18 protein-coding genes and 1 other RNA gene are annotated in these 22,992 nt (G+C 71.3%); 11 read left to right on the plus strand and 8 right to left on the minus strand.

Translation table 11 applies throughout. The features are described 5' to 3' along the window. Window positions 1–15: 15 nt before the first annotated feature. Window positions 16–1,698, minus strand: a complete 1,683-nt coding sequence (locus tag F8O02_RS02675) for a glycosyltransferase (protein WP_179416318.1) — start codon at window positions 1,696–1,698, stop codon at window positions 16–18. 166 nt (window positions 1,699–1,864) lie between these two features. On the opposite strand from F8O02_RS02675, the gene F8O02_RS02680 reads away from it, so the two are divergent. The 4 genes from F8O02_RS02680 (at window position 1,865) to rnpB (ending at window position 4,887) form a co-directional block, all read left to right on the plus strand. Continuing rightward, on the plus strand, window positions 1,865–2,407 hold the full coding sequence (locus tag F8O02_RS02680; protein ID WP_158035715.1) for an ECF transporter S component: 543 nt from the start codon (window positions 1,865–1,867) through the stop codon (window positions 2,405–2,407). Between the two features lie 199 nt (window positions 2,408–2,606). Then, the gene (locus F8O02_RS02685; RefSeq protein WP_158035716.1) at window positions 2,607–3,533 is read left to right on the plus strand and encodes an FKBP-type peptidyl-prolyl cis-trans isomerase; all 927 of its coding nucleotides are present in this window, start codon (window positions 2,607–2,609) and stop codon (window positions 3,531–3,533) included. Between the two features lie 36 nt (window positions 3,534–3,569). Further along, window positions 3,570–4,388 carry a Nif3-like dinuclear metal center hexameric protein gene (locus F8O02_RS02690; protein ID WP_158035717.1) on the plus strand — a complete coding sequence of 273 codons (819 nt, stop codon included), beginning with the start codon at window positions 3,570–3,572 and terminating at the stop codon, window positions 4,386–4,388. A 126-nt stretch (window positions 4,389–4,514) separates the two neighbouring features. Next, an RNA gene (rnpB, locus tag F8O02_RS02695) (RNase P RNA component class A) lies at window positions 4,515–4,887 on the plus strand. A gap of 74 nt (window positions 4,888–4,961) precedes the next feature. Here the strand turns inward: rnpB and ppgK are convergent. Both ppgK and map read right to left on the minus strand, forming a co-directional pair. After that, the gene (gene ppgK, locus F8O02_RS02700) at window positions 4,962–5,720 is read right to left on the minus strand and encodes a polyphosphate--glucose phosphotransferase (RefSeq protein WP_158035718.1); all 759 of its coding nucleotides are present in this window, start codon (window positions 5,718–5,720) and stop codon (window positions 4,962–4,964) included. A 1-nt stretch (window position 5,721) separates the two neighbouring features. Next, the gene (map, locus tag F8O02_RS02705) at window positions 5,722–6,603 is read right to left on the minus strand and encodes a type I methionyl aminopeptidase (RefSeq protein WP_158035719.1); all 882 of its coding nucleotides are present in this window, start codon (window positions 6,601–6,603) and stop codon (window positions 5,722–5,724) included. Window positions 6,604–6,688: 85 nt separating this feature from the next. Here map and F8O02_RS02710 point away from each other — a divergent pair, with 85 nt between their 5' ends. From F8O02_RS02710 to F8O02_RS02720, 3 genes are all read left to right on the plus strand, one after another. Continuing rightward, window positions 6,689–6,883: a methionine aminopeptidase gene (locus F8O02_RS02710; RefSeq protein ID WP_158035720.1), complete on the plus strand. Its 195-nt coding sequence runs from the start codon at window positions 6,689–6,691 to the stop codon at window positions 6,881–6,883. Between the two features lie 136 nt (window positions 6,884–7,019). Beyond that, window positions 7,020–8,357: a type I glutamate--ammonia ligase gene (gene glnA, locus F8O02_RS02715; protein WP_158035721.1), complete on the plus strand. Its 1,338-nt coding sequence runs from the start codon at window positions 7,020–7,022 to the stop codon at window positions 8,355–8,357. A gap of 9 nt (window positions 8,358–8,366) precedes the next feature. Then, window positions 8,367–11,291: a bifunctional [glutamine synthetase] adenylyltransferase/[glutamine synthetase]-adenylyl-L-tyrosine phosphorylase gene (locus tag F8O02_RS02720; protein ID WP_158035722.1), complete on the plus strand. Its 2,925-nt coding sequence runs from the start codon at window positions 8,367–8,369 to the stop codon at window positions 11,289–11,291. Window positions 11,292–11,410: 119 nt separating this feature from the next. Here the strand turns inward: F8O02_RS02720 and glnA (F8O02_RS02725) are convergent, their stop codons facing one another. Further along, a complete protein-coding gene (glnA, locus tag F8O02_RS02725) occupies window positions 11,411–12,835 on the minus strand; it encodes a type I glutamate--ammonia ligase (protein WP_158035723.1) in 1,425 nt (474 codons plus the stop codon). Window positions 12,836–12,996: 161 nt separating this feature from the next. Between glnA (F8O02_RS02725) and F8O02_RS02730 the strand changes: the two genes are divergently transcribed. Continuing rightward, window positions 12,997–13,455, plus strand: coding sequence for an RDD family protein (locus F8O02_RS02730; RefSeq protein WP_179416317.1), 459 nt, complete (start codon window positions 12,997–12,999; stop codon window positions 13,453–13,455). A gap of 182 nt (window positions 13,456–13,637) precedes the next feature. On the opposite strand, the gene F8O02_RS02735 is transcribed toward F8O02_RS02730, so the two are convergent. Then, window positions 13,638–14,351, minus strand: coding sequence for a DUF4191 domain-containing protein (locus F8O02_RS02735; protein ID WP_158035725.1), 714 nt, complete (start codon window positions 14,349–14,351; stop codon window positions 13,638–13,640). A gap of 218 nt (window positions 14,352–14,569) precedes the next feature. Here F8O02_RS02735 and F8O02_RS02740 point away from each other — a divergent pair, with 218 nt between their 5' ends. After that, window positions 14,570–15,484, plus strand: coding sequence for a hypothetical protein (locus F8O02_RS02740; RefSeq protein ID WP_158035726.1), 915 nt, complete (start codon window positions 14,570–14,572; stop codon window positions 15,482–15,484). A gap of 137 nt (window positions 15,485–15,621) precedes the next feature. Here F8O02_RS02740 and sucB read toward each other — a convergent pair whose 3' ends face one another. Both sucB and lpdA read right to left on the minus strand, forming a co-directional pair. Further along, window positions 15,622–17,394 carry a 2-oxoglutarate dehydrogenase, E2 component, dihydrolipoamide succinyltransferase gene (gene sucB / locus F8O02_RS02745; RefSeq protein ID WP_158035727.1) on the minus strand — a complete coding sequence of 591 codons (1,773 nt, stop codon included), beginning with the start codon at window positions 17,392–17,394 and terminating at the stop codon, window positions 15,622–15,624. 36 nt (window positions 17,395–17,430) lie between these two features. Next, window positions 17,431–18,804: a dihydrolipoyl dehydrogenase gene (gene lpdA / locus F8O02_RS02750; RefSeq protein WP_158035728.1), complete on the minus strand. Its 1,374-nt coding sequence runs from the start codon at window positions 18,802–18,804 to the stop codon at window positions 17,431–17,433. Window positions 18,805–19,183: 379 nt separating this feature from the next. Here lpdA and F8O02_RS02755 point away from each other — a divergent pair, with 379 nt between their 5' ends. Continuing rightward, window positions 19,184–20,110, plus strand: coding sequence for a proteasome assembly chaperone family protein (locus F8O02_RS02755; RefSeq protein ID WP_179416316.1), 927 nt, complete (start codon window positions 19,184–19,186; stop codon window positions 20,108–20,110). 24 nt (window positions 20,111–20,134) lie between these two features. Here the strand turns inward: F8O02_RS02755 and F8O02_RS02760 are convergent, their stop codons facing one another. Continuing rightward, a complete protein-coding gene (locus F8O02_RS02760; RefSeq protein WP_179416315.1) occupies window positions 20,135–20,992 on the minus strand; it encodes an SDR family NAD(P)-dependent oxidoreductase in 858 nt (285 codons plus the stop codon). A 245-nt stretch (window positions 20,993–21,237) separates the two neighbouring features. Here F8O02_RS02760 and F8O02_RS02765 point away from each other — a divergent pair, with 245 nt between their 5' ends. Then, window positions 21,238–22,989, plus strand: a complete 1,752-nt coding sequence (locus tag F8O02_RS02765) for an RNA polymerase sigma factor (RefSeq protein ID WP_158035730.1) — start codon at window positions 21,238–21,240, stop codon at window positions 22,987–22,989. The last annotated feature ends 3 nt before the right edge of the window (window positions 22,990–22,992 follow it).

The raw sequence follows: 22,992 nt of genomic DNA on the forward strand, positions 1-22,992 counted from the left end.
GCGGCGAACCCGAGGTCAGGCGGCGCGCGCCATCCGCGGTGTCGTCGGGGCGTCCTGCATCTCGCGCTGACCGGCCGCGACCAGCGACGCGTGGCTGGCTTTCTCCGTGACCTCGAAGGACTCGCGGTAGTGGCCGCGCAGCAGCTGGGTCTGCGACACGAGCGCGCTCAACGAGTTGAACACAAGGCCTGTGACCGGCATGAGCGCCCACTGCACGATCATGCCGAGGCTGCGCCGACGGCCGTACCGGGCCGGCCGCTCGGGGAGCATCTGGTAGCCGATCCACATCATCAGCACGATGCTGAGCAGCGCCACCTGCTGGATGGTGCCCACGATGTACGGGAGGTTCAGCACGAGCGTGTCCATGAACGGCGCCCAGAGGCTCACCAGGAACGGCACCCACGCGCCGAAGGCGATCATCGGGGCGATGCAGGCGAGGCTGACGTGGCTGTCGAGCAGCTGGTAGAAGCGGTACAGGTTCTTCAGCACCGGCGTGCCGGTGCTCCGGTCGAACAGCCGCACGCCGACGAACGGCACGTCCGAGGCGCCGTAGGACCAGCGCTTCAGCTGCTTGAACTGCGCCTTGATCGTGCGCCCGTACGACTCGGTGAGCACCGCGTCCTGATAGATCGGCACATGGATGCTGATCACCCGGTAGTCCCCGTGGAAGTGGAAGTAGCTGCGCCAGTACTGGTGGCCGTCCTCGACGATCGTGCGCGTGCTCCAGAAGTCCATCTCGACCAGGGCGTCCATGGGCTGCGAGTGGGAGGCGAAGTTGCGCAGCGAGAACGGCCGCACCGAGCTGATGATGTTCCAGAACGAGTTGCCGTTGGCGATGACCCGGCTCGGCGCCGGCGCGTCCCAGATGTTGCCGAGGAACAGCGAGATGGGCTGGAAGGACATCCGCCTGCGCTCGGGGTGGACGATGTACTCGTAGGTCACGTAGTCGAAATAGGTGGGATAGGCGACGTTGTCGCAGTCGAGCGTCGTGACGAGCACCCGGGAGTGGTCGATGCCGCGCTGGTCGAGCAGCATCTGGAGACGGCGGCCGGCGAACGTGATGTTCGCACCCTTGCCGGCCATCTCGCCCGGCAGCAGCGCGGCGGGGTGACGGACGAGCTCGAAGTGCCCGAACCGGTCGCCGAACTCGCGGGCCAGCCGCTGGGCGGTGCGCTCCATGCCCGCGCCGCCGCGCTCCTCGTAAGCGAGCAGGACGATGAGGTGATCGTTGTCGTAGGTCGTCTCGGCCAGCGCCTCGAACGAGGGGGCGATGACCTCGTACGGCTCGTTGTAGGCGGCGACGATCACGGCGTTGTAGATCTCCGAGGGCTTCGGCCAGGCCTGCGGGTCGCGGGCCATCGCGGTGAGGTTGCGCCGGTGACGGCGCACGTGGAACGCGTTTCGCGGCTCGCTGACGACCGCCGTGGTCGGATCCTCCAGCTGCATCAGGCGCGCGTGCCAGTCGACGGCCTGCGCCCCCTCAAGCTTCGCGTTGCCGATCATGATGTCGAACGCGGAGCGGATCGCCTTGATCAGCATGATCGCGATCACGGCGAGCAGTCCCCAGGCCGCGGCGACCGGGCTGAACACGGAGACGACGACGAGTCCGGCGAGCAGACCGTAGCTCAGCAGCCCCGGGAGCATCTCCAGCGCGCGATAGGTCGGCGTGCGCTCGCCGACCGGCAGCTCGTTGTCCATCGTGATCCTTCCTCTCGGCCCGACCGATGCCAGGCCACACCCAATACAACGCCCGCCGCCCGGGCGCCTCAACGCGCTTTGGTAACGAATGCGCATCGATCCCCGTGCGGCCCGCTCCGCCCGGATCCACGGGATGCCGCACCACATCAGCGGTACGATGTGAGGCATGGCTCACCTCTCCACACGTCTCCTGCTCAGCTGCGCGGCGATCGGGGTGGCCACCGGGCTGCTGTTCATCGTCACCGGGGGCCTGCACGTGGTCGTCCTGACGACCGTCCCGTGGCTCTATGGCGCGCTGATCGGGCTGTACTTCCTGCCCGGGGCGATCGCCCAGGGCACGTTCCGCCGCTCTCTGGTCGCCCTCGTCACCATCCTCGTCTCCGGCCTGCTCACGGCCGTCTCGCCCGTCCAGTCCCTCGGCTGGGCTGTTTTCGCCCCCATCCTCCTGATCGGCGTGCTGCAGGAGCTGCCCTGGGCCGTCACCCGGTACCGTCAGTGCACCCGCCGCGCCGCGATGACGGGGGCCGTGGTCTCCGGCACCCTGCTCGGCGTCCTCTTCGCCGTGGTGCTGCATGGCAGGGCGCTCACCCCCTCGATCTGGCTTGACATCGCCCAGGGCGCCCTGGCCCTCGCGTCCGTTCTCGCGTTCACCGCGCTGGGCTGGACCGTCGCCGCGGCGCTGCACCGGGCCGGGGTCGGGCGGAGCTGAGCAGGCGACCCACCGTCGACCTGTGTGCCGGATGTGCGAGTATGGCATCCGTCGGCCCGGACGCCGACGGAGGGGGATCCAGCAGGGTGAAACGTCAGATCATCACCGCCGTCACGGTCGTCGAACCGCGCTCCAGCGCCTCGACCGGAGGCGATCGGGAAACCGCAGCGCACCGCACCCAGGGCCCGGGAGCCGGGCGTTGAACGCGCGAGGTCAGCGGACGGGCCGGGTCGCCGCGCTGCTCGGCGCCGCGCTGCTCGCGATCACCCTCGCCGGCTGCACGCAGACCGTCTCGTCGGGCAGGAGTTCCGAGGCCATCGAGGTCGATGCCGGGTTCGGCACCGCGCCCACGGTGGGCATCCCCGCCCCACTCGATGTCGACGGGCTGCAGCTGTCGGTCGTCCACCGCGGGGAAGGCGAGCGCATCACCGACGGCACGACGGTGAGCCTGCACGCCCGGGTCTTCGACACGCAGACCGGTGAGACGATCACCCCGGCCGGCGCCTGGGCGGACGCCGAGCTGATACGCCCACAGGACGCCGAGCCGGGCATCGCGCGCACCGTGCCCGGGCTGCCCAATGGCTCGCGCATCGTGGTGACCGGCACGGCCCGGGACTTCTATGGCTCCGAGCGGCTCGAGCAGGTCAGGCTCGACGGCGGTCGCGAGCTCGCGGTGGTCATGGACGTCTCCGTCCCGCCGCGGACGCCGCGTGCCACCGGCGAGCTCCCGGCTGACGCCATGCCCGCGGTGACCCTCGACGGGGGTCGCCCGACCGCGATCGCCCCGGGCGCCGGCGACCCGCCCGCGACCACGACCGTCCGGGTGCTCTCCGCGGGCGCCGGCGCGACCGTGACCGCGGACGACGCGGTCGTGTTCCGCGCATACACCGCGGCCTGGGGCGACGGGGCACGGCTCGGCGACGACTTCACCACGGGCGCGGTGGTGCATCCGATCGCCGACCTGCCGGCCGGCTTCGCCCGCGCCTTGACGGAGCAGCGCGTGGGGTCGCTCGTCGAGGCCGTGATCCCGCCGGGGGAAGGGCCCGCCAACCGGCTGCCGGAGGCGCTGCGACAGGAGACGCTGGTCGTGGTGATCGCGATCGACGGCGTCTCCCTCGCAGGCTGACCCTCGCCGGACGAAATCGACAGAAGGAGATTCCACATGACGACCCTGCAGGACGTGCTGGACGCCGCCGAGGCCCTGTGGCCGACCCGGCTCGCGGAGGACTGGGACAATCCAGGCCTGGCCGTCGGCGACCCGGCCTGGCCGGTCTCCCGGGTGCGCCTCGCCCTGGATGTGACATCGGAGACGCTCGACGAGGCCGTCGCGGACGGCGCCCAGGTGCTGTTCACCCACCATCCCGCGCTGTTCCACCCGCTGCGCTCGCTTGACGCCCGTTCCGCGTCGGCCCGGGTCCCGCTGCGCGCTGCCCGTGCCGGCGTCGCCCTGCTCTCCGCACACACGAACGCGGATGCCGCCCCGGGCGGGGTGAACGCCGTGCTCGCCGACCTGATCGGTCTGGCCGACCAGCGTCCGCTCGTGCCGATCCCAGGCGAGCCGGACGCGGGCATCGGCCGCCTGGGCACGCTCCCCGCCGGCGCCACGCTCGGCGGCCTCGCGGCACGGATCGCCCGGGTGCTGCCCTCTACCGCCTCGCAGGTGCGCGTGAGCGGAGACCCCGCCCTGCCCGTCCGCACGGTCGCCGTGTGCAGCGGGGCCGGAGACTCCCTGCTCACCCTGCCGCAGGTGCTCGCCGCGGACGTGTACGTCACCGCCGACCTGCGCCATCATGTGAGTCTCGACGCGCGCGCCGCCGGCCTCGGGGGCCTGATCAACGTCTCACACTGGGCGAGCGAGTGGTTGTGGCTGCCGGTGGCGGCCCGACAGCTCGCCGCGCGACTCGAGGCCGACGGCCATCCCGTGGCGGTGTCCGTCAGCGACACGCGCACGGACCCCTGGGACTTCGCCATCGCGCAGTGACCGGCCGACGAGCCTGCGCGAGCCCGGCGTGCGGGCCCTTGCGCCCGGGGAGCGCGGCGGCCTCACCGTCTCGCCGACCCGCGCCGGGCGGGGCGCGGCCGCCGGAGGAGTACAGTGGTCTGCGGATGGGATGCCCATGCGGTCGCGTGCCGGAGAGATCCGGCCCGAGGAACGTCCGGGCTCCACAGGGCACGATGGTGGGTAACGCCCACCCGGGGTGACCCGAGAGCAAGTGCAGCAGAGAGCAGACCGCCGGCGGGGCTCAGGCCCGGTCGGCAAGGGTGAAACGGTGGTGTAAGAGACCACCAGTGGTCGTGGTGACACGGCCAGCTGGGCAAACCTCATCGGGAGCAAGACCGAGCAGGAGGCGGGCGGCCCGTCCATGCCTCCGGGTAGGTCGCTGGAGCGCGTCAGCGATGGCGCGCCGAGAGAGATGGCCGCACCCGGTCGGGGTCTTCCCGACCGGCGACAGAACCCGGCGTATCGGGCATCCCATCCACCATCACGGGTCCAGCCCCAGCGGCAGCGGACACGCCCCTTCTCCCATGACCAGGCGGCCACAGGCCCGGCCCCTCAGCCCAGCAGCGCCCGCTCCGCGGCGCCGATGATCCCGGCGTCCTGTGCGTGCCGCGCCGGGCGGACGGGCGTGGCGAGCCCGTCGAGCCCGGGCAGGAACAGCTCCGGCCGGAGCGAGATCCCGCCGCCGATCACGAACAGTGTCGGGGTGAGGAGCGCCTCGAGCGTCTCGAGATACCGGCGCAGGCGGGCGCGCCACGCATCCCACCCGATCCCCTCGCGCTCCCGGGCGACCGGCGAGGCGTACTGCTCGTAGTCGCGGTGGCCGTCGATCTCCAGATGCCCCAGCTCGGTGTTCGGCACGAGCACCCCGTCATGCACCAGGGCGGAGCCGATGCCGGTGCCGAGGGTCAGCACGATGACGAGGCCGGCCACCCCGGTGGCGGCGCCGTCGTGCACCTCGGCCCAGCCGGCCGCATCCGCGTCGTTGAGCACGCCTACCGGGCGGCCGACCGCCGTGCTGAGCACCTGCGCGGCGGGCAGGCCGATCCACGCCGGCGAGATGTTCGCCGCGGTGCGGGTCCGGCCGCCAACGACGACCGAGGGGACGGCGACGCCGACCGGCGCGTCGCGCTCGTCCGTGGCTTCCTCGATGCGGCGGACGAGCCCCGCGACCACCCGGGCCACGTCACCGGGCTCACCGCCGGGCGGGGTCGGCTCTGCCAGTCGCGGGCCGACGAGCGTGCTCATGCCCGTGTCGACGGCGGCGGCCTTGATCCCGGTGCCGCCGACGTCGACGCCGATCGCGACCGTCATCTCAGACCGTGCCGTCGAGCGACGCGGTGAGGATCTCCGGTCCGTCAGGACGGATGACGATGGTGTGCTCGAACTGTGCGGTCAGCGACAGGTCGGCGGTCGTGACCGTCCAGTCGTCGGACCAGGTCTTCCAGCGCGCGCTGCCGAGCGTGAGCATCGGCTCGACGGTGAAGACCATGTTCTCCTCGATGACGTCGGTGAACCGATCGGGGTCGTCGTAGTGGGGGATGATGAGCCCGGAGTGGAACTCGCGCCCCACGCCGTGGCCCGTGTACTCACGCACCGTGCCGTAGCCGAACCGGTTCGCGTACGCCTCGATGACGTGCCCGATCACGGAGGTCTGTCGGCCGGGGCGGCACGCGCGGATGCCGCGCATCATCGCCTCGTGCGTGCGCTCGACGAGGTCACGGGCCTCCTGCGACACCTCGCCGACGAGGAACGTCCGGTTCGTGTCGCCGTGCATGCCGTCTTTGAAGGCCGTCACGTCGACGTTGACGATGTCTCCCTCCTCGAGCACCGTGTCGTCGGGGATGCCATGGCAGATGACCTCGTTGACCGAGGTGCACAGGCTCTTCGCGTAACCGCGGTAGCCGAGCGTCGAGGGGTAGGCGCCGTGCTCGACCATGTACTCGTGGCCGACGCGGTCGATGTGGTCGGTGGTGACGCCCGGCCGGATCTCGGCGGCGATCACGTCGAGCGCCCCGGCGGCGACGCGGCTGGCCTCGCGAATGCGGTCGATCTCCTCCTCGGTGTACAGATCGCCGTGGCCGGACTCGTCGAACTCCTTCACATCGACGTAGTAGGGCCTGGGGATCGAGGCGGGGACGGAGAGTCGGGGCGTGTGCAGCCCCGGGGTCAGATGACCTTGGGAATCTTTCGGCATGCCCTGATTGTACGCTGGGGGCGGGTCGCCGCCCGGGGCCCGACCGCTCGCGCCGGCCACGGCGCCCGAGGACGAGGAGGCCGTCATGACCGATCAGCAGCAGTTCTGGTTCAACACCCGCACCCGAGCGGTGGAGGAGGGACCGCAGTCGCTGGCCGTCGACCGCATCGGGCCGTTCCCCACTCGCGAGGAGGCCGCGCATGCCGAGGAGATCGTCGCCCGTCGGGCCCGGGAGTGGAACGAGGAGGACGACGAGCGATGGGAGCACGGGGAGGACTGACCCGCCGCATCCCCGCGGGACGCGCCCCGGCCGTGCCCCCGCACGCTGCCGGACACGCCCGCCGACCGACCGCGAAGCCGCCTCGGTGGGGCGATGATGCCCTAGAGTCGTACCAGTCGAGGTCGAAAGGACGCGCATGGACAAGCAGACCGATTTCGTGCTGAGAACCATCGAGGATCGCGGCGTCCGCTTCGTGCGGCTGTGGTTCACGGACGTGGTCGGCTCGCTGAAGTCCGTGGCCGTCTCCCCGGCCGAGATCGAGGGGGCCTTCGAGGAGGGCATCGGCTTCGACGGCTCGTCGATCCAGGGATTCACCCGGGTGAGTGAGTCCGACATGCTCGCGTTCCCCGACCCGTCGACCTTCCAGCTGCTGCCGTGGCGGGGTGAGAAGGACCCCACCGGTCGCATGTTCTGCGACCTCACCACCCCCGACGGCCAGCCGGCGGCCTCCGACTCCCGCAACGTCCTGCGCCGCACCATGGCCCAGGCCGCGGAGCGGGGCTTCTCGTTCTACGTGCACCCCGAATGCGAGTTCTACCTGCTCGACCGCGAATCGCTGCAGGAAGGCCGCCCACAGCCGGCCGACCACGCCGGCTACTTCGACAACGAGCCCGGCGGCTCCGCCAACGACTTCCGCCGCCGCGCGGTGACCATGCTCGAGGAGCTCGGCATCTCGGTCGAGTTCTCCCACCACGAGGTCGGCCCCGGCCAGAACGAGATCGACCTGCGCTACGCCGACGCGCTGACGATGGCCGACAACATCCAGACCTTCCGCACCGTCGTCAAGGAGGTCGGCATCGAGCAGGGCGTGCACGCCACCTTCATGCCCAAGCCCTTCCCCGATCAGCCCGGCAGCGGCATGCACACCCACTTCTCGCTGTTCGAGGGCGACGACAACGCCTTCTACGATCCCGCCGGCCAGTACGAGCTGTCGCACACCGCCCGCCGGTTCATGGCCGGCGTGCTCCACCACGCTGCCGAGATCACCGCCGTGACCAACCAGTTCGTCAACTCCTACAAACGGCTGTGGGGTGGCGACGAGGCCCCCAGCTCGATCGCCTGGGGGCACAACAACCGCTCCGCGCTGCTGCGCGTGCCCCTGTACAAGCCCGGCAAGGGCCAGAGCACCCGCATCGAGTACCGCGGCATCGACTCCGCGGCGAACCCCTATCTCGTCTTCGCCCTCCTGCTCGCCGCGGGCCTGAAGGGCATCGAGGAGGACTACGAGCTGCCCGACGAGGCCGAGGACAACATCTGGGAGCTCTCCGACCAGGAGCGGCGCGCGCTCGGCATCCGCAGCCTGCCCGGCAGCCTCGAGCAGGCACTCGAGCTCATGGAGGGCTCCGAGCTCGTCGCCGACACCCTGGGCGAGCAGGTGTTCAACTACTTCCTGCTCAACAAACGGCAGGAATGGCGCGAGTACCGCGCCCAGGTCACCGACTACGAGCTGCGGCACAGCCTCAACCGCCTGTAGAGGCCGGGCATGACGCGACCCGAGGGCCTCTCCCGCCTCGCACTCGCCCGAGTCGGCCTCGCCGAGCCGAGTGTCGCCCTGCAGCTGATCGAGCAGGCCGACGCACCCGGCCGCGCGCTCCTGCAGGGGCGCATCGCGCTGCTGCGAGTGTGCGCCGACCCGGACGCCGCGCTGCGCGACGTGCTCGAGCTCGCCGCGCGACGTCCCGGTCTCGCCGACCTTGACGACACGACCCTCACCAGGCTGCTGCGCGTGCTCGGCGGCTCGCTCGGCCTGGCCGAGTTCCTCCTGCGCCGGCCCGAGGAGCTCGACTGGTTCCTCGCCCACGACGAGACGCCCCGAGACGCCGAGACCTACCGGCGCAGCCTGCTGGACGCCGTCCACGACGCGGCCAGCCCACAGGACGCGATCACCGCGATGCGCCGCCGCTACCGCCGCCACGTCGTCCAGCTCGCCCAGTGGGACCTCGCCGCCGAGGATCCGCGCACCGTGCTCGAGCAGGTGTGCCGGGCGCTCGCCGACCTCGCCGACGCCGCGGTGGCCGCCGGCCTCGAGATCTCTCGCGAACTCGTCCGGCCCCGGTTCGGCGACCGCGTCGACCGGGTGCGCATCGCGGTCATCGCCATGGGCAAGACCGGCGCCCGCGAGCTCAACTACATCAGCGACGTGGACGTCATCCACGTCGCCGAGCCGGTCGGAGACGAGGACCGCTCGCGCGCGCTGGCAACCGCCACGCACATCCTGCAGACGCTCGGCCGCGTGCTCGGCCAGGCCGGCCCGGAGCCGGCCCTGTGGGAGCTCGACGCGAACCTGCGCCCAGAGGGACGCGACGGCGCCCTGGTGCGCACGCTGGAGTCACACGTCGCCTACTACCGCCGCTGGGCCGAGGGCTGGGAGTTCCAGGCGCTGCTGAAGGCCCGCTTCATGGCCGGTGACGCCGAGCTTGGGCACGCCTACATCGACGCGATCCGGCCGATGGTGTGGCAGTCCGCCCATCAGGAGGACTTCGTCGCCTCCGTCCAGGCGATGCGCGAGCGGGTCAGCGACAACATCCCGGCTGATCAGGTGGACCAGCAGCTCAAGCTCGGGCCGGGCGGGCTGCGCGACGTGGAGTTCACCGTGCAGCTGCTGCAGCTCGTCCACGGCCAGCACGACGAGCGCATCCACGGCCGCGGCACGCTCGAGTCGCTGCGGGCGCTGGCCGAGAACGGCTACATCGGCCGGCGCGAGGCCCAGGAGTTCGGCGACGACTACCGCACCCTGCGCGTCATCGAGCATCGGCTGCAGCTGCGGCGCATGCGGCGCACGCATCTGATGCCGACGGACCCGGAGGAGCAGCGGGTGATCGCCCGCGCCACCCGGCTCGCCCCCGACGCCGCCGGGCTGCGCGCGCTGTGGGCCCGGGTCAAGCGCTCCGTGCGCGATCTGCACGTGAGCATCTTCTACAGTCCGCTGCTCGCGGTCTACGCGAGCCTGCCCGGCGAGGACTTCCAGCTCACCGCAGCGCACGCCCGCGACCGGCTGCGCGCGATCGGCTACCGGGACCCGGACGGCGCCCTCGACCGGATCACTTCGCTCACCACCGGCGTCTCCCGCCGCGCCGAGATCCAGCGGCATCTGCTGCCGCTCATGCTCGAGCTGTTCGCCCGGGGCAGCGACCCCGACCACGGGCTGCTCGCCTTCACCCGGATCAGCGAGCAGATCGGCGACGCCTACTGGTACCTGCGGATGCTGCGCGACTCCCCGGTGGCCGCGCGTCGGCTCGCTCACGTGCTCTCCTGCTCACGGTTCATCGGCGACGCGCTCGCCTCCCAGCCCGAGGCCGCCCGCTGGTTCGCCGACGACGCGGGGGTCGCCCCGCGCGGACGGGACGAGCTGGAGGGGGAGATGCTCGCCATCGTCCGCCGGCACGGGCCCGGTGAGGAGCAGGTGGTCGGGCTGCTGCAGCAGGTGCGTCGGCGCGAGGTGCTGCGGCTGGCGATCTGGAGCGTCGTGCACGCCGTGCCCGTGGAGCAGGTCAGCCCGGCGCTGACCGACGTGTACCGGGCGCTGCTGTCGGCGCTGACAGTCTGGCTCGACCCGGAGCGGGCCCACGGCATCCGGCTCGGGATCATCGGCCTCGGGCGGTTCGGCGGCGGCGAGCTCGGGTTCGCCTCGGATCTCGACGTGATGTACGTCTACGAGCAGGTCGGGGAGCGGGCCGACATCCGCGGGGCCGCACAGCGCCTGGCGAAGGCCGTCCAGGACTTCCGGATGCCGGTTCAGCTGGATCTCGATCTGCGCCCGGAGGGCCGCAAGGGCGCCATCATGCGCACCGTGCCCGCGCTGGCCGCCTACTACGAGCGCTGGGCCGAGCCCTGGGAGCGACAGGCGCTGCTGCGAGCGGCCCCGGGCGCCGGCGACCGCGACCTGCTGGACGAGGCCTTCGCGGTGATCGACCGGGTGCGGTACGGCTCGGGACTCACCGGGACGGCGGAGCGACAGATCAAACGTCTGAAGGCCCGGATGGAGGGGGAACGGCTGCCGCGCGGCACCGACGCCTCCCGGCATCTGAAGCTCGGCCGCGGATCTCTGACCGATGTCGAGTGGGTGGTGCAGCTGGAGCAGCTGCGCCACGCGGTCGACCATCCCTCGCTGCGCACGACGGGAACGCTCCAGGGGCTGGGTGCGCTCGTCGAGGCGGGCCTGCTCGACGCGGATGACGCCGTGGTGCTGCGCGAGGCGTGGCTGTTCGCCTCCCGGGTGCGTGACGCGAACCTCTTGGCCACCGGCCAGCCGAGCGACGTGATCGCCGACCCGGGTGGGGCGCTGGAGCCCGCCGCCCGTGTGCTCGGTTACGAGGCGGGGGAGAGCGCGCGGCTCGACAACGACTACCTGCGCGCGACCAGGCGATCGCGGCGGGTGTTCGAGCGGCTCTTCTACGGCGAGGGCTGACCGGAGACACGACGAGAGCGCCGCCCGGACGGATCCGTGACGGCGCTCTCGTTCAGATCGGTCGACGTGGACCGACTGATCGCGGGTGCGACCGGACGCGCCGGGACGCACCCCCGGGATCAGCAGCCATAGTACAGCTGGTACTCGTACGGATGCGGGCGCTGCGCAAGCGGCTTGAGCTCGCCCTCGCGCTTGAGCTCGAGCCACGAGTCGATCACGTCGTCGGTGAACACGTCACCTGCGCGCAGGAACTCGTTGTCCGCCTCGAGCGCGGCGAGCACCTGCTCGAGCGAGCCCGGCACCTGGGGGATGTCCTTGGCCTCCTCCGGGGGCAGCTCGTAGAGGTTCTTGTCGACCGGGGCGTGCGGCTCGATCTTGTTCTTGATGCCGTCGAGGCCGGCCATCAGCTGCGCGGCGAACGCGAAGTACGGGTTGCCGGAGGCGTCGGGGGCGCGGAACTCGATGCGCTTCGCCTTGGGGCTCGTGCCGGTGATCGGCACGCGGATGGCGGCCGAGCGGTTGCCGGCCGAGTACACCAGGTTGACTGGGGCCTCGAAGCCGGGCACCAGACGGTGGTAGGAGTTCACGGTCGGGTTCGTGAACGCGAGCAGCGCCGGCGCGTGCTTCAGGATGCCTCCGACGTACCAGCGAGCGATGTCCGACAGGCCGGCATAACCCGCCTCGTCGTAGAACAGCGGCTGGTCGCCGTTCCACAGAGACTGGTGGGTGTGCATGCCCGAGCCGTTGTCGCCGAAGAGGGGCTTCGGCATGAAGGTGGCGGTCTTGCCGTTGCGCAGGGCGACGTTCTTGACGATGTACTTGAACTTCAGCAGGTCGTCAGCCGCGCTGGTGAGCGTGTTGAACCGGTAGTTGATCTCGCACTGGCCTGCGGTGCCCACCTCGTGGTGGCTGCGCTCGACCTCGAGGCCCGCGGCGACCAGCTCGGTGACGATCTCGTCACGGACGTCGGCGAGCTTGTCGGCCGGGGTGACGGGGAAGTAGCCGCCCTTGAAGTCGATCTTGTTGCCGAGGTTGCCACCCTCCTCCTGGCGGCCGCTGTTCCACGCCGCCTCCTCGGAGTCCACCTCGTAGAAGCTGTGCCCCTGGGCGACGTCATAGCGCACGGAGTCGAAGATGAAGAACTCGGCCTCGGGAGCGAAGAACGCGGTGTCGGCGATCCCGGTCGACGCGAGGTACTGCTCGGCCTTCTTGGCCGTCTGACGGGGATCCTTGCCGTAGATCTCGCCGTTGCGGGGGTTGAAGATGTCATGGTTGAAGATGAGCGTCTTCTGCTTGCGGAAGGGGTCCAGGTACCCGGTGGTGACATCCGGAATCAGCTGCATGTCCGACTCGTCGATGCTCGCGAAGCCCTTGATCGAGCTGCCGTCGAACAGTTGACCATCCGTGAAGTAGTCCTCGTCGACGAACTCGGCGGGCAGGTTGAAGTGCTGCTGGACGCCCGGCAGATCCGTGAACCGGATGTCGATGAACCGGACATCCTCGTCTTTGATGAACTTCAGTGCCTCTTCAGGATTCTTGAACATGCCTGCGACTCCAAATGCTTTCGGTACTCCGGGTGGACGCCGGATCGATCATCACCGTACGAAAGGATGATTTCCTCACCGTATCCCGAATGTTTCCGGCATGTTACACGGCGCGCGGATGGCGCCCGATCACGCCCGCCAGGCACCGGTACACTCGACCCGTGAGCACTCGCCAGCATCCCGCCCCGCACGACGGCCGGGCGGACCCGGACACGCCGCAGCCGCCGATCGATCCCTCGGCGGTGGTGCATGCCGACGACCTCGCCTCGATGGGACGTCGCCTGGGCGGACTGCTCGTGGACTGGGCGATCGCCTCGCTGATCGGCTGGGCGTTCCTGCCGGGGAACAGCCCCTTCGTCCTTGGCGTGTGGGCGCTCATCCAGATCTCGCTCGTGTCGACGATCGGCGCCTCGTTCGGCCACGCCGTCTTCGGCATGCGTGTCGTCAGGGTCTCCGATGGCGGGTTGCCCGGGCTGTTGCCCACGCTCGTCCGCACCGTGTTGCTGGCCCTGTTCATCCCCGGACTCGTCTGGGGGCGGGACGGCCGCCCCGCCCATGACCGCGTCGCGGGCACCGCAGTGGTGCTGCTCAAGGCGATCCGAGGACGTCAAGCCCGCTGAGCCCCCACGCCCGGGCATTCTGGTCCCCGTGGCGCGGGCATCTCCATGCCACGCGTCGCGTCTGCGCTCGTGTCACGCACCCACGCAGGCGTCCGCATGGGGAGACCATGTCCACACGCGAACCCACATGCACAGGGGCGCCCTCCCGAGAGAGGACGCCCCGTCGTCGTTCCCGCGCTGGTTCAGCGCAGCCCCTTGTGGCTGGGGCGCAGCCGGTTCGGATCCATCCCCTTGGGGATGCCGGGCCCGGTCGTCCGCTCCAGCGAGATGAGCCGGTCGTTGACCGCGGCGACCTCCGCCTTGGTGAGCACCGGCTTGAGCCGGGCCAGCTGCCGGCTGACCCGGCGCAGCCGCACCGTCCCGTCCTCACCGTCACCGACCACGATGCGATGCACCGTGACGTTGGGCACGACCCGCCGGATGCGCACCTGTTCCTCGTCGAACAGTCGCTGAAGGCGATGAGGGTCCCCTTCGCCGATGAGCACGGCGCCCGGCCGCCCCACCATGCGGTACACCGCGTCCTTGGTGCGGGCGTTGACGGCGACCGGCATCTCGGAGCCCTGCCAGGAGCGCTGCAGCTCGGTGCGCAGCACGGCGCCGACCGCACCGGGCTGGCCCTCGATGCGCGAGTAGGCCATCGCCTCCGCGCGCCGGCCGAGCACGATGAGCGCCAGCAGCACGCCGGTGAGCACGCCGAACAGCACCCATAGGACGATGCCGAGCACGCTGTGCCGCGAGAGCAGGAGCGCCAGGGCGATCCCGGCGGCGATCGGCAGCACGAGCGCGAGCAGGATCCACAGCAGGCTCATCCGGTCGTTGCGGACCGTGACCGTGAAGACCTGCCAGATCTGCTTGAGACGCCCGCCACGTCTGGGGGTGTGCTTCTTGTTGGACATGCTCTCCAGAATACCCGTTGCCCGCCGGATGCCCGACGGGGTCGAGGCGTGTCCCCTCCGACCGGCCGCCTCGCCTACGACGCTGAAGCCCTCCGGGCCGCCCCGGGCTGCGACGACGCGGCCCACGCGAGTCCACACAGTCGAGTGAACAGCGCACGCCCGTCCACAGCCGCCGAGCGCGCGGTGCGTCAGGACGTCTCCCGACCGATGCTGTCGTCATGAGCCACGCCGCCATCGCACCACCCCGGCACGTCGCCCGACACGGTGACGAGCTGATCGGCCAGCGCGCCGGCTCGCCGGCGCACCAGGTGTGCGGGTTCCTACGTCATCCCCACCTGCGCGGCGGGGAGAGCGTGCCCGATGACACGCTGCCGGGAACCGTGCGGATCCGGCTCGCCCCGATCCGGGAGCCGCTGCACGACCGTCTCGCCCGCGGGCCGCTGCGCGATTCGGAGTTGCTGCACGTGACGCTGGCGGTGCTGAGCGCGCTGCACTACCTCGCCCAGTGCGGCTGGCGACTGGGCGGACTCGACATCGATGATCTGGTGTGCGCGACGGACGACCGGGTGCAGGTCGATGCGCCGGCACGCCTCGCGCCGAGCGGCAGCAGACCGCTGGACGACCGGGATGTCGCCCTCGCGACGCGACTGCTGGAACAGCTGCCTCGTGAGCCGGACGAGGAGCGTGACACCGTGTCCGCCGCACGGATCGCCGCGGCCGACGTGCTCGCCGCCGTGTCCTCCGGACGCTCCCTGCGCCGGGCGATGATCGACACCGGGGCCGCGGCGCTGGCCGAGGCGCCAGGTGCACAGCCGCTGACACCGATCGCTGACGGCCGACGACGACGTCGCCGACGTGCCGGCCCCGCCCTGCCGCTGACCGCCGGGCCGATCCGACGCGCCGGAGCGCTGGTGAGCGCGGCCGGGACGATCCTGCGCGTCCGTGCCGCGCTCGGCGGGCTCGACGATGTGCTGGGGCGGCTGCAGCGCGGCCTCGAGCGCCGGGCCCGCGGAATCGGCACCGCCAGGCGCCGGAGCGGGGCGGAGCGCGGTCGACGTGCACGACTGCTGCTCGTCATGCTCGGGGGCGGTGGCGTGCTCGCCGGCGTCCTGATGCTGGGGTTGGGCAGCTGACCCGGGCGGGAGCCCGGGCGTCCTCATGCGTCCGCATGCCACCGGTCCCTCGACCGGGAGGGGCCACGTGGCCCGGCGGAGACACATCGGGCCCCGATCCCGGCGTGGATCGAGGCCCGACGGTGCTGACGACGAGGTCAGATGCCGAGGACGCCGCTGAAGTCGTAGCCCTCGAGGATGCCTTTCACCTCGGCCAGGAACCGCGCCGCGTCGGCGCCGTCGATGATCCGGTGATCGTACGACAGGCTGAGGTAGGCCACCGATCGGATGGCGATCGCCTCCTGGCCGGCGACCGTGATGACCCGCGGCTGCCGGGTGACGAGCCCGGTGCCGAGGATCGCCGACTGGGGCAGCGAGACGATCGGCGTGTCGATGAGCGCGCCGCGGGAACCCGTGTTCGTGACGGTGAACGTGCCACCGGCCACGTCATCCGGCTTCAGGCTGTTCGTGCGCGACCGCTCGGCGATGTCGGCGATGCCGCGCGCGAGCTCCGCGAGCGTCATCGAGCCGGCGCCGTGGACGACCGGGGCGTACAGACCCTTGTCCGTGTCGACCGCGAACGAGAGGTCCTCCCGATCGTGGTAGACGATCTCGTCGCCCTCGATCGAGGCGTTGACCGACGGGTGCGCCGGCAGTGCCCGCGCCGCGGCGAAGGCGAAGAACGGCAGGAACGACAGCTTCGTGCCCGTCTTCTCGGCGAACGCCGCCTTGTGCGCGTCGCGGAAGGCGGCGACGGCTGTCAGGTCGACCTCGATGACGCTCGTCAGCTGTGCGGCGGTCTGCATCGACTGGACGAGGTTGCGGGCGAGCACCTGCCGCAGACGCGGCATCGGCACCCGCTGCCCGCGCAGCTCGGAGGGCTGCGGAAGGCGGTACGGCTCGCCCGACCGCTGCGGCGCGGAGGCCACGGCGGGCTGGGTCGAGGCGGTCTCCGAGGCCTGGGTGCCCTCACGCTCCTGCTGGGCGCGCAGCACGTCCTCCTTGCGGATCCGGCCGCCGACCCCGGTGCCCTGCACCTGGGCCAGGTCGATGCCCAGACGGGCGGCGAGCTTGCGCACGATCGGCGTGACATAGGAGTGCCCGCTGATCGCGGCGACCTGCTCCTCACGACGCTCGTCGGCGGGCGCCGGAGTCAGGGCCACTGGAGTCTGGGCCGCCGGAGCGGGCTGGGCGGGCGCCGGAGCCGGGGCGGCTGCCGGGGCTGCGGCAGGCGTGGGAGCCTGGGGCGCGGCCGCAGTGGCAGCCGCGGGAGCCGGGGTCGCGGCTGGAGCCGCACCCTCGCCGACGACCGCGAGCACCGTGCCCACGTCCACCGTCTCGTCCTCCTGCACCAGGATCTGCTGCAGCGTGCCCGCCACCGGCGACGGCACCTCCGTGTCCACCTTGTCGGTCGACACCTCCAGCAGCGGCTCGTCCACGTCGACGTGATCGCCGACCTGCTTCAGCCACCGCGTCACCGTGCCCTCGGTCACCGACTCACCCAAGGCCGGCAGCACGATCTGCTCACCCTGCCCCGGCTGAGCGGGTGCCGCCGCAGCAGCAGGCGCCGCAGCAGCAGGCGCCGCGGCAGCGGGCGCCGGAGCCGGGGCGGCTGCCGGGGCTGCGGCAGGCGTGGGAGCCTGGGGCGCGGCCGCAGTGGCAGCCGCGGGAGCCGGGGTCGCGGCTGGAGCCGCACCCTCGCCGACGACCGCGAGCACCGTGCCCACGTCCACCGTCTCGTCCTCCTGCACCAGGATCTGCTGCAGCGTGCCCGCCACCGGCGACGGCACCTCCGTGTCCACCTTGTCGGTCGACACCTCCAGCAGCGGCTCGTCCACGTCGACGTGATCGCCGACCTGCTTCAGCCACCGCGTCACCGTGCCCTCGGTCACCGACTCACCCAAGGCCGGAAGTACGATCTGCTCACTCATCTGTGCTGTCTCCTTATGAATCCCGGTCGTTGATCTCTAGATGGCGTGCAGCGGCTTGCCCGCCAGGTACAAGGCAGCCTCGCCGATGGTCTCCGTCTGCGTCGGGTGGGCGTGGATGAGCGGAGCGATGTCCTCCGGGTACGCCTCCCAGTTGACGATCAGCTGCGCCTCGCCGACGAGCTCGCCGACCCGTGCACCGATGCCGTGCACGCCGACGATCGGGCCATCCACCCGGCGCACCATCTTGATGAAGCCGCTGGTGCCGAGGATGGAGCTCTTGGCGTTGCCGGCGAGGTTGTACTCGTAGGCCTGCACACCGTCCTCGCCGAAGCGCTCCCGCGCCTGGGCCTCGGTGAGCCCGATCGAGAAGATCTGCGGCTCGCAGTAGGTGACCCGGGGCACATTGAGGTCGTCGATGACGACCGGGTCGAGCCCCGCGATCTCCTCGGCGACGAAGATGCCCTGCTGGTACGCCCGGTGGGCGAGCTGGAGGCCGGGCACGATGTCACCGACGGCGTACACCCCCGGCACGCTCGTGCGCAGCCGCTCGTCGACGGTGACGAACCCGCGCTCCATGGCGACGCCGACCTCCTCGTAGCCGAGGTTCTGCGTCACCGGGCCGCGCCCGATGGCGACGAGCAGGTAGTCAGCCGAGAGCGTGGTGCCGTCCTCGAGCTCGACGGACACGCCAGCCCCGGTGTCGGTCGCCGATTTGAAGCGCACGCCGAGGTGAAGGTCGATGCCGCGCTTGCGGTACTCGCGCTCAAGCTGGCGGCTGATGTGCTCCTCCTCCTTGGCGACGAGGTGCGGGAAGCCCTCGACGATGGAGACCTGCGCACCCCAGGAGGCCCACACACTGGCGAACTCGACGCCGATGACACCGCCGCCCAGGACGATGACCCGGCCCGGCACCTCGTCGAGCGTGAGCGCCTGCTCGCTGGTGATGATGCGGCCGCCGATCTCGAGCCCCGGCAGCGTCTTTGAGTACGACCCGGTGGCGAGCACGACGTTGCGCCCGCGATAGACCTCACCGGCGACCTCGACAGTGGTGGGGGAGGTGAGCCGGCCGGCCCCGGCGACGACCTCGATGCCACGCGCCTTGAGCAGCCCCTGCAGGCCCTTGAACTTGGCCGAGACGATGCCCTCGCGGAAGCGCCCGACCGCATCGATGTCGACGCCCTGCAAGGTCGACTGGATGCCGTACGCGGCCGAGCCGCGCACCTCGTCGGCGATCTCCGCGGTGTGCAGCAGCGCCTTGGTCGGCACGCAACCGCGATGCAGACAGGTGCCGCCCACCTTGTCCTTCTCGATCAGGGCGACGGTGCTGCCCAGCTCGCGGGCGCGCAGCGCGGCCGCATAGCCGCCGCTGCCCCCGCCGAGGACGACCAGGTCAAATTCATGCTCGGACAAGTCTCACTCCTTGTTTTCGGCAGTCGTGTCACGGAGTCGACACATGAGGATGCGAATCCCGCATCGAGCCTACTACGCGGCGGAGAGCACCCCGCCCCGCGGCCGACGACCGGCCGCGCATCGTATTCGATGCCGGCCGAGCGACCGCCCGCCGCCGCCCGGCCCGCGACCGCCCGGAGGCGGCGCTCGCCGCATGGTCAGGCGGCAGCACGTCCTCAGTCCGGCCGTCGCCCGTCTCCCTCGCGCCCCGCGGGCATCCCCGTCACACCTCATGCACATCTGTCGGAGAGCGGGGCGGGTCAGCACGCTGCTGCGCTGGTGGCGAACAACGTTGCAGACCGCAGGGGACGCTCGACCGCCCCCGCCTACAATCGTCGACATGGCCATCCGAAACCCGCTCTACGACCTGCGCGCCGAGCCGCAGACGCTGCCGCACGGCATCCCGCTCGTGGCCGCGCTGAAGGGATACGCGGATGCGGGCACCGTCGTGGAGCTGTTCACCGAGAACCTGCGCGGTCACCTCGAGGCCCGCACGATCGCCGACTTCGACGCGGACGAGCTGCTCGACTTCCGCTCTCGTCGCCCCATCGCGCAGATCGAGTCCGCGCACATCACCGACATCACCACGCCGTCCCTGCAGCTCCAGCTGCTCCGCGACCAGGCCGACGCGCCCTTCTACTTCCTGCGCGGCTTCGAGCCCGACTTCCGCTGGCCTTCCTTCCTGGCCGATCTGCTCACCCTGCTCGACGCGATCGACGTCGCCTCGGTGACCTGGGTGCACTCCATCCCGATGCCGGTGCCGCACACCCGCCCGATCGGCGCCGCCGTCACCGGAAACCGTCAGGAGATGATCGACCAGTTCGGCGTGTGGCAGCCGGACACGACCGTGCCAGCGAGCGTGCTCCACGTGCTCGAGCACCATCTGGCCGACCTCGGCACCCCGGTGACCGGGTTCGCGATGCTCACCCCGCATTATCTGGCCGAGACCGAGTGCCCGACCGCCGCCGTCGCCGCCACGGAGTGCGTCGCGGTGGCCTCGGGGCTCGCCCTGCCGACCGACGAGCTGCGCGACGAGTCGCAGCGCTTCCTCACCCGGCTCGACGAGCAGATCGCCGAGAACGAGGAGCTGCAGGGCATGGTCCGCGGGCTCGAGGAGCGTCACGACGACTACCTGCGCCGGGAGGCTCCCGGCGTGCTGCGGCCCGAGGTGCCGTCCGCCGACGAGATCGGCGCCGAGTTCGAGAGCTTCCTCGCCAGGCGCCAGCACCCCGGGGAGGACACCGGGGACCGTCCCCAGCTCGGCTGAGCTCGGGGACGGCGCGGCGACGGGCTACCAGCTGATCCGGGTCAGCTGCGCGGAGATCCGCCACAGCCGCCGGGCGGCCAGATGCTCGTCGGCGATGCGCGGATCGGGCAGCCGCCGCGGCATGGGCGATCCATCCGCTCCGGCCGCCGCGGCGTAGAGCGCGCCGCCGCGGGTGTGGTCTGCGAGCGCGAGCTCTGCGGCGGCGCAGCCGACGGCCCGGGCATCCGCGCGCAGCCTGCGGCCGAGTCTTCGGGCGACCCGTCCGGCCTGCCTGCCCGTCTGGATGGCCACCGAGGTCACCCCGGAGGGGTAAGCGGGCGTGCGCACCGACCGGCAGCGGCGATCGAGCTCGCGGGCGAACAGCAGCTGGGCCAGATCGCTCTGGGCGAGGGCCCGGGCCGGCCTGTAGCCGTGGTCGAAGCGGAGGTCATGGAAACGCATCGCCTCTGCCCGGCCGCTGGAGGTGACGGACACGACGGCGGCGCGGCGCGCGGCGCCGGGGAGCAGCAGACCGGTCAGGGCGAAGTGCGCGAGGTGGTTGACGCCCAGGTGCCATTCGAACCCGTCGTCGGTGAGCGTCCGCTCAGGGACGCCGGCGACCCGGGCGAGGTCGAGCAGCACCCGCCAGCTGCCGTGCCGCACGAGGAAGCGGGCCGCGGCCTCGCGGATCGAGGCCAGCGAGGCGAGGTCGGCCACGAGCACGTCGGCTCGCGCGCCCCGTGCGACGAGGGCGTCGGCCTCCGCCTGCAGTCGCTCGGGGGAGCGTCCGACGAGCGTGACCGCGAGCCCCGCGTCGAGCAGTGCCAGCACGGCCGCACGCCCGCCCGGCTCCGTGGCACCGGTGACGATGGCGTGCTCGATGCGGCTGGCGGGGATGGTCACGCAGATGAGTGTATCCCGCCCTCCCGACAGCGAAGCGGGGCACGTCGGTCACGAATGCATCACGATCGCGGTGTGCCGCGGACCGTCCGCATGGCCGTCGCATCGACTCCCCGGCGGGGGGCATGCCGAGCGTCGCGGCGGGGACGCGGAATACCACTGCGCCCGAGGACGTTGGGCTGTCTGCGGTGTTCCCGGTTCCGCGACACCGCCTGTGCGTGCGGGCGTGAGCGGACCTGTGCGATAGAATGCGTTGTTCCCCGCGCGCTGATCAGGAAGGTTCGAGGCCTGTGGCTGAGAAGAAGAGTGCATCCAAGACCGTGAGACCCGACACCGAGACACCCGGGCCCGCGGCCGAGGCCGAGGCCACCGCGGCGGGGGAGAAGACCGCGACGAAGCCGCGGAAGCGCACCGCTCGACGCACCGGCACGACGCGGGCGAAGACCGTCGCGACGACCGAGACCACCCCGTCCGAGGCCGCGCCGAAGACCACGACGAGGCGGAGGAAGGCCACGAACGCGAAGGCCACGGCCGCCGCTGCCGGGTCCGCGGACGCGACGTCCGGCGAGGTGGCCGACGCGAGCGCCGCCCCGAGTCGGCGCACCACCGCGACCAAGCGCACCACATCGAGCCCGAAGGCCGCCGCGGCCGAGGACTCGGCGAAGAAGGCGACGGCGAAGAAGAAGGCTCCGAGGACGGCGAAGAAGGCGACGGCGAAGAAGAAGGCCACGGCCGCGAAGAGGACGAGGACCGCCGCGAAGGGTGCCGAGGCCGCCGGCCCCACCCCCGCCCAGGAGCAGACCACCGCCGTGGAGAAGAGGCCCGCCAGGACGCGTCGATCGGCCAGCGGGAGCACGACACGGCGGACGACGAAGCGGACCGCCGCGAAAGCCGGGACGACTGCCGCGACGGCAGGCTCCGCCACCGGGCACGGCACCGCCGCGAGGGGCGGGCAGCCCGCTGCGACGGCGGCGAGCGGCACCGCGAAGACCCACAGGTCGATGCCGCGCGGCGGGTTCGTGCTCTCCTCCAAGGAGGAGGACGTGCCGACGCAGGCCACAGCGATCACCGGCGCGACGGTCGACCCGGTGAAGGACTACCTGAAGCAGATCGGCAAGGTGCCGCTGCTGAACGCCGAGCAGGAGGTACAGCTCGCCAAGCGCATCGAGGCCGGGCTGTACGCCGAGGAGCTGCTCAAGCGCGACGAGCGCGGCGATCTCGCGAAGAAGTACACCCCGGCCGAGCGCCGTGAGCTGAAGTGGGTCGCCCGTGACGGCAGGAAGGCGAAGAATCACCTGCTGGGTGCGAACCTGCGCCTCGTCGTGAGCCTCGCGAAGCGGTACACGGGACGCGGCATGCAGTTCCTCGATCTCATCCAGGAGGGAAACCTCGGCCTCATCCGCGCCGTGGAGAAGTTCGACTTCACCAAGGGGTTCAAGTTCTCCACGTACGCCACCTGGTGGATCCGCCAGGCGATCACACGCGCTATGGCCGATCAGGCCCGCACGATCCGCATCCCGGTGCACATGGTCGAGGTGATCAACAAGCTCGCCCGCGTCCAGCGCCAGATGCTGCAGGACCTCGGCCGCGAGCCCACCCCGGAGGAACTCGCCGAGGAGCTCGACATGACGCCGGAGAAGGTCGTGGAGGTGCAGAAGTACGGCCGCGAGCCGATCTCCCTGCACACCCCGCTCGGCGAGGACGGCGACAGCGAGTTCGGCGACCTGATCGAGGATCAGGACGCGGTGGTGCCCGCCGACGCCGTGGGGTTCACGATGCTGCAGCAGCAACTCGAGCAGCTGCTCGACTCGCTCAGCGAGCGGGAGGCCGGGGTCATCCGGATGCGGTTCGGTCTGGGCGATGGTATGCCGAAGACCCTCGACCAGATCGGTGACACGTTCGGCGTGACTCGCGAGCGCATCCGGCAGATCGAGTCGAAGACGATGGCGAAGCTGCGGCACCCCTCCCGGTCGCAGGCGCTGCGCGACTACCTGGAGTAGGCC

The sequence above is a fragment of the Pseudoclavibacter caeni genome (genome assembly GCF_008831125.1).
Classification (GTDB): Bacteria; Actinomycetota; Actinomycetes; order Actinomycetales; family Microbacteriaceae; genus Pseudoclavibacter_A; species Pseudoclavibacter_A caeni.

Bases quoted from the DNA above. Each gene is read 5' to 3' on its own strand.
- glnA (WP_158035721.1), top strand. From the start codon at position 7,020: ATGGACAAGCAGACCGATTTCGTGCTGAGAACCATCGAGGATCGCGGC.
- F8O02_RS02755 (WP_179416316.1), top strand. From the start codon at position 19,184: ATGGCCATCCGAAACCCGCTCTACGACCTGCGCGCCGAGCCGCAGACG.
- F8O02_RS02675 (WP_179416318.1), bottom strand. From the start codon at position 1,698: ATGGACAACGAGCTGCCGGTCGGCGAGCGCACGCCGACCTATCGCGCG.
- F8O02_RS02710 (WP_158035720.1), top strand. From the start codon at position 6,689: ATGACCGATCAGCAGCAGTTCTGGTTCAACACCCGCACCCGAGCGGTG.
- F8O02_RS02680 (WP_158035715.1), top strand. From the start codon at position 1,865: ATGGCTCACCTCTCCACACGTCTCCTGCTCAGCTGCGCGGCGATCGGG.
- F8O02_RS02735 (WP_158035725.1), bottom strand. From the start codon at position 14,351: ATGTCCAACAAGAAGCACACCCCCAGACGTGGCGGGCGTCTCAAGCAG.
- F8O02_RS02690 (WP_158035717.1), top strand. From the start codon at position 3,570: ATGACGACCCTGCAGGACGTGCTGGACGCCGCCGAGGCCCTGTGGCCG.
- F8O02_RS02740 (WP_158035726.1), top strand. From the start codon at position 14,570: ATGAGCCACGCCGCCATCGCACCACCCCGGCACGTCGCCCGACACGGT.
- ppgK (WP_158035718.1), bottom strand. From the start codon at position 5,720: ATGACGGTCGCGATCGGCGTCGACGTCGGCGGCACCGGGATCAAGGCC.
- glnA (WP_158035723.1), bottom strand. From the start codon at position 12,835: ATGTTCAAGAATCCTGAAGAGGCACTGAAGTTCATCAAAGACGAGGAT.
- F8O02_RS02765 (WP_158035730.1), top strand. From the start codon at position 21,238: ATGCGTTGTTCCCCGCGCGCTGATCAGGAAGGTTCGAGGCCTGTGGCT.
- sucB (WP_158035727.1), bottom strand. From the start codon at position 17,394: ATGAGTGAGCAGATCGTACTTCCGGCCTTGGGTGAGTCGGTGACCGAG.
- map (WP_158035719.1), bottom strand. From the start codon at position 6,603: ATGCCGAAAGATTCCCAAGGTCATCTGACCCCGGGGCTGCACACGCCC.
- F8O02_RS02720 (WP_158035722.1), top strand. From the start codon at position 8,367: ATGACGCGACCCGAGGGCCTCTCCCGCCTCGCACTCGCCCGAGTCGGC.